Origin of the sequence: Amycolatopsis sacchari, assembly GCF_900114035.1 — a bacterium.
Lineage (GTDB): Bacteria > Actinomycetota > Actinomycetes > Mycobacteriales > Pseudonocardiaceae > Amycolatopsis_E > Amycolatopsis_E sacchari.
The window spans coordinates 1-5,235 of sequence record NZ_FORP01000059.1; the positions used below are offsets into that span (position 1 = coordinate 1).

Consider the following 5,235-nt stretch of genomic DNA (forward strand, 5'->3'; position numbering starts at 1 on the left):
GCGCAACCGCCACTGCCACCCAAAGCGTCACTTCGCCGTCAACTCCAAGATCCGCCGACCGGATTACCTACCCAACGTTGCTTGATGCGGCACTAGTCCCGCAAGGTCGGCCTCGAGGTGGAGCAGGACGGCGAGGTCGTGCACGTCGAGATCCTCCAGCGCGACCGGGCGCCCTGGTTCCCGCCTCGCACCGGTGGCCGCTAGGTGCACTTGGGCATTGGGTGGTAGTCGGCTGGTGGGTGGGTGGCCGCCGAGTGCGCTGTGGCGTCGTTGAGTGTTGTAGTGCTCGAGCCAGGTGCAAGGGCGGTGGTTCGGTCGGCGTTGCTGGTGAGGACCCGCCGGTAGGCCCACTCGGTTTGCAGGGTGCGGTTGTAGCGCTCCACTTTGCCGTGTTGCCAGGGGCTCGCCAGCCACCGCCGTCGGGAATCCGACCGATCTTCTTCACGGCCATGTGCACCAGCTCACCCGACCGGTCCCGCTCATACCGCCTCGCGGTGGTCTTGCCCGCCCGGACCACCGGCACGCCCAGCTCAGCACCGATCCAGCCCGGGCCCCGACGCTCCCGCTCCCGGAACTCGACGATCCGCCGCTCGGTCTGCACACTGGTCCGTGGCGAGGAATGCGGTCGTGAGGACCGGTCGTGCAGCCCGGCTTCGCCCTCGGGGGCGAGCCGGTCCAGCCACGTCTTGACACATTTACGCGAAATTCCCATCGCCTTCGCAATATGCGACTGGGGCCACCCGGCGCGATAACGCTGGACGATCAGCAGTCTCCCCGGAAACGTCGTGCGGACATTACGGCGAGACATCCGACTTGGCGTGGGTCCTGGACAAGCCACACCCCCACCGGAGGATCTCCCCACCTCAAGGTCACCCCACTGCCACCAACGTCAAGGCCAAGTACACCACTCCCGACGGCACCGTTACGGTCGCACCTTTACAACCTCACAGAACGATGAAGGCAACGCTGACGGCAACCCACGTGAACACCCAGGACCGCCAGCGTCCGCCACAGCCACCCTGAGTCAACATCCGAAGTCCATTGGAACCTACGTTCCAAAACGACGTATCGCCCATGAGCTGTCAACACCGAACCGGCACCGCGCTATGCCCAGCCCTCGGGAACGGCCCTCAGCTGAGATTCAAGATCCCAATCAGTTGGCCTATTCTTGGGATTTTGCCAATGAGCGCCCTTTTCCAACCATGCCCGCCGATACCGGCGTGCCGACTCCAAGGTGGAATCCTCATATCCGAACTCCACCCCACAGCAATCACAAATATCAAACGTCGCCGTCCGTCCGTCCTCGCCCCAGGGAGGCTCATCCTGGATGAGGCCGCAGACACGACATCTCAGCTGGTCATTGGGCATTGAAGTAATCCAAGTTGGTCGGTTAGCCGTGTTGTGGTCTACTCCCCCGCCACCCGGCGCAGCAGCGGCGTGATCCGGTGGTCGACCAGCTGCCGCATCACCAGGGCGGTGTTCGTGCGCTCCACACCCGGGATCGCGAGGATGCGGCCCGCCACGCGGTACAGGTCGTCGGCGTCGGAGGCGACCACCTGGATCATCAGGTCCACCGGGCCCGAAATGCCTTGCACCTGCAGCACTTCCGGCACCTCGGCGAGGGCGGCGGCCACCTCGTCGAGCAGGCGCTGCGTGACCTGCGCCGTGATGTACGCCGTGAGCGGGTAGCCCAGCGCCGCCGGCGAGATCCGGTGCTCGAAGGACGTCAGCGCACCGCCGCTCTCCAGCCGCGTCAGGCGGGACTGCGCCGTGTTGCGCGAGATGCCGACGCGGTCCGCGAGCGCGAGCGTCGTCGCGCGCGGGTGCTCGGCCAGCTCGAGCAGGATCCTGGCGTCAACCGCGTCGACGGGGCCTTCATGGGGCATTGTGCTCGCCTTTCCCTCCGCGTCGAGCCGCCGCATTGAGCAGATTGCTCAACGTTACGTCTCGGTGTTGAGCACCAGTGCAGCAGGTTGCTTCACTGTGAGCAACCTGCACCACGGATCGAGGACGGCCCGATGACGAAGCCCGCTACCACCACCTCCGGCACCGACGTCCTGCGCCGGGTCGAGGACCGGGTGCTGTGGCTGTCCAGCGCGATCATCCACCACGCCAACCGCGTGCGCCCCAACCCGTCCGGGCTCAAGGTCGGCGGGCACCAGGCCTCGTCGGCGTCGATGGTCTCGATCATGACCGCCCTGTGGTTCAACCACCTGCGCCCGCAGGACCGCGTTTCGGTCAAACCGCACGCTTCGCCGGTGCTGCACGCGCTCAACCACCTCCTCGGCGGACTCGACGCGTCCTACCTCCCGCGGCTGCGCGAGTTCGGCGGCCTGCAGAGCTATCCCAGCCGCACCAAGGATCCCGACCCCGCCGACTACTCGACCGGCTCCGTCGGCATCGGCGCGACCGCCCCGATCTGGGGCGCGGTCTCCCGTCGTTACGTCGAAACGGCGTTCGGCGGTGCGGGAACCGGCAGGCAGTACTCCCTCGTCGGCGACGCGGAGCTCGACGAGGGCGCGGTGTGGGAGGCGGTGCTCGACCCCGGCGTCGCCGAGCTGGGCGAGATCGTCTGGATCGTCGACCTCAACCGGCAGTCGCTGGACCGCATCGTGCCCAACATCGCCGCCGACAAGCTGCAGGGCATGTTCGCCGCGGCGGGCTGGCAGGTCATCCGGCTCAAGTACGGCCGCCTGCTGGAGGACCTGTTCACCCGGCCCGGCGGCGCGGAGCTGCGGCAGCGCATCGACGCCATGACCAACCCGGAGTACCAGCGGCTACTGCGCTGCGACGCACCCGAACTGCGCCGCCGCCTGCCCGGTGACGGGCCCACGTCGGCCGCCATCGCCCAGCTCCTCGCCGACCTCGACGACACGACGCTAGTCGACGCGATCGCCAACCTCGGCGGCCACGACCTCGACGCACTCGACGACGCGTTCCGCGAGATCGACGACAGCCGGCCGACCGTCATCTTCGCCTACACCATCAAGGGTTACGGCCTGGCCACCAAGGGGCATCCGCAGAACCACTCGGCACTGCTCACCGACGCCCAGATGCGTGAGCTGGCCGACCGGCTCGGCGCCGACCTGGACGACCCGTGGCGCCCCTTCCCCGACGGCAGCCCCGAGCAGGACCTGTGCCGCGCCACCGCGGAACGCTTACGCCGTCCCGAATTCCCGGTGACCGCGCCGCCGCCGGTGCCCGCCGACTTCGGCCGCACCCCCACCGGCACCGCGACGACGCAGGCCGCGCTCGGCCGCGCGCTGCTCGACCTCACCCGCGAGGCGCCCGAAACCGCGCGCCGCGTCGTGACCGTGAGCCCCGACGTCAGCTCCACGACGAACCTCGGCGGCTGGGTCAACAAGGTCGGCGTGTGGTCGGTGCAGGAACGCCCGGACTGGTTCGCCGACGACGCCGAGACGATCCTGCACTGGCGCGAAAAGCCCACGGGACAACACATCGAGCTCGGCATCGCCGAGGTCAACCTCGTCGGCCTGCTCGGTGAGCTGGGGGCGACGTGGAGTCGCTGGGGACAGCCGCTGCTGCCGATCGGCGTGTTGTACGACCCGTTCGTCGAGCGGGCGCTGGAACCGTGGTCGTACGGCATCTACGCCGGCGGGCAGTCCATCCTGATCGGCACGCCGTCCGGTGTCACGCTGGCGCCCGAGGGCGGGGCGCACCAGTCGATCAAGACGCCGTCGATCGGGCTGGAGCAGCCCGGGTGCCTGACCTACGAACCCGCGTTCGCCCTCGACGCCGAATGGACGCTGCTCGCCGCGCTCGGCCAGCTGGGCAAACCCGGTGGGTCGTCGGCGTACCTGCGGCTTTCCACCCGGCCCGTCGACCAGAACCTCGCGAACGTGCCCGCGGACCCGGCCGCCCGCGAACGCCGCCGTCGCCAGGTGGTCGCCGGGGCCTACCCGTTGCGGCGGGTTGCGGGTGCGGTGGTCACGATCGCGGCCATGGGTGCCGTGGTGCCCGAAGCCCTCGACGCGGCTGCCCGGCTGGACCAGATCGGCATCCCCGCCGACGTCGTGTGCGTGACCAGCCCGGATCTGCTCTACCGCGCGGTGCGGGCGCGGCAGGGGCACGAAGAGGCCGAAACCTGGGTGCTGGACCAGGTTTTCCCGGCAGACCGCGCCACGCCGCTCGTGACTGTCCTGGATGGACACCCGCACACGTTGTCGTTCCTGGCGACGATCAACCGCGTCAAGACGACCGCGCTCGGCGTGACGCGGTTCGGTCAGTCGGGGTCGCTGGAGGACGTGTACCGGCACCACGGGCTGGACGCGGACAGCATCGTCCGGGCGGCGCTGGACGTGACCGGATAGAGACGTTTGAAACAGTAAACCATAGGTTGCATTTAGGTTAAGACCCTCTCGTCGTCAATTGAGAGGAGTTGCCGCTATGCTTGGTCCGCTGACAGTGCGCCTGCTCACGGCCAACATCTGGAATATCGAGGGCGACCGCGAACGGTAACGGCCGCTGAGTGACGCCATCCACGCTAACCAGCCGGACCTCGTTTCCCTCCGAGAAGTCGCCCGCACAACCAACTACGACCAGCTCGCATACCTGTTCGACGGCACCGGCTTTCACACGGCGCACCAGACGACGTCCTGCGCTCGACGCCCACGGCGGGTTCGGTGCTCGCGTCGCGCTGGGAGCCGACATCGATCGAAGGAATCGAGCTACCGCAGGGCATCACCGCCGAGCGCGCGATCGCGGCCACCGTCCCGCTCCCCAGCGGTCTCGACGTCCTCTTCATGGTGGCGAAATCGTCGTGACGCCTGGACTCCGAGGCAGCCCGGGTCGCCCAGGTGCGGCCACCGCCCAGTTCGACGCGAAGCTCCGCTGGCCCGCGCCGAGCATCATCACGGGTGATTTCGACGCGACTCCTGACGCCGACGGCATGCGTTTCCTGACCGGCAAGGCTGCGACCGACGGCAAGAGCGTGTACTACCACGACACGTGGGCGGTAGGCGGGACGGCAGCGAGGGCCACACCTAAACGAACGAAACCCACTCACCGCGCCGTTGATCAACCGCGCCATCGGGCAATCACGGCACGCACGCAGGATCGACCGCATCCTCGTCGGTTCCCCCCATAACCACCCCCACGCATCCGCACGAATCACCCGCAGCTAGGGCGTGTCTGACAATGATTTCGGTTGTTGGCTGGGATGCTTCCGGGTGTGTCGCGGTTTCGGTTGTTGTCGGATGAGCAGTGGGCGTTGAT

General features: G+C 67.9%; 3 protein-coding genes and 1 pseudogene. 2 read left to right on the forward strand and 2 right to left on the reverse strand.

Annotated features, from left to right (window positions below):
* Nucleotides 1-219: 219 nt before the first annotated feature.
* Nucleotides 220-808, reverse strand: a pseudogene (locus BMZ92_RS36555) (integrase core domain-containing protein); the annotation flags it as partial.
* Between the two features lie 598 nt (nt 809-1,406).
* A complete protein-coding gene (locus tag BMZ92_RS36565) occupies nt 1,407-1,886 on the reverse strand; it encodes an Lrp/AsnC family transcriptional regulator (RefSeq protein ID WP_091517265.1) in 480 nt (159 codons plus the stop codon).
* A gap of 132 nt (nt 1,887-2,018) precedes the next feature.
* On the opposite strand from BMZ92_RS36565, the gene BMZ92_RS36570 reads away from it, so the two are divergent.
* Together BMZ92_RS36570 and BMZ92_RS37745 are read left to right on the forward strand one after the other, a co-directional pair.
* Nucleotides 2,019-4,331 carry a transketolase-like TK C-terminal-containing protein gene (locus BMZ92_RS36570; RefSeq protein ID WP_091517266.1) on the forward strand — a complete coding sequence of 771 codons (2,313 nt, stop codon included), beginning with the start codon at nt 2,019-2,021 and terminating at the stop codon, nt 4,329-4,331.
* A gap of 312 nt (nt 4,332-4,643) precedes the next feature.
* Nucleotides 4,644-4,784 carry a hypothetical protein gene (locus tag BMZ92_RS37745; protein ID WP_177229039.1) on the forward strand — a complete coding sequence of 47 codons (141 nt, stop codon included), beginning with the start codon at nt 4,644-4,646 and terminating at the stop codon, nt 4,782-4,784.
* Nucleotides 4,785-5,235: the final 451 nt, after the last annotated feature.

Coding starts and splice junctions, on each gene's coding strand:
- BMZ92_RS36565 (WP_091517265.1), bottom strand. CDS start 1,886: ATGCCCCATGAAGGCCCCGTCGACGCGGTTGACGCCAGGATCCTGCTC.
- BMZ92_RS36570 (WP_091517266.1), top strand. CDS start 2,019: ATGACGAAGCCCGCTACCACCACCTCCGGCACCGACGTCCTGCGCCGG.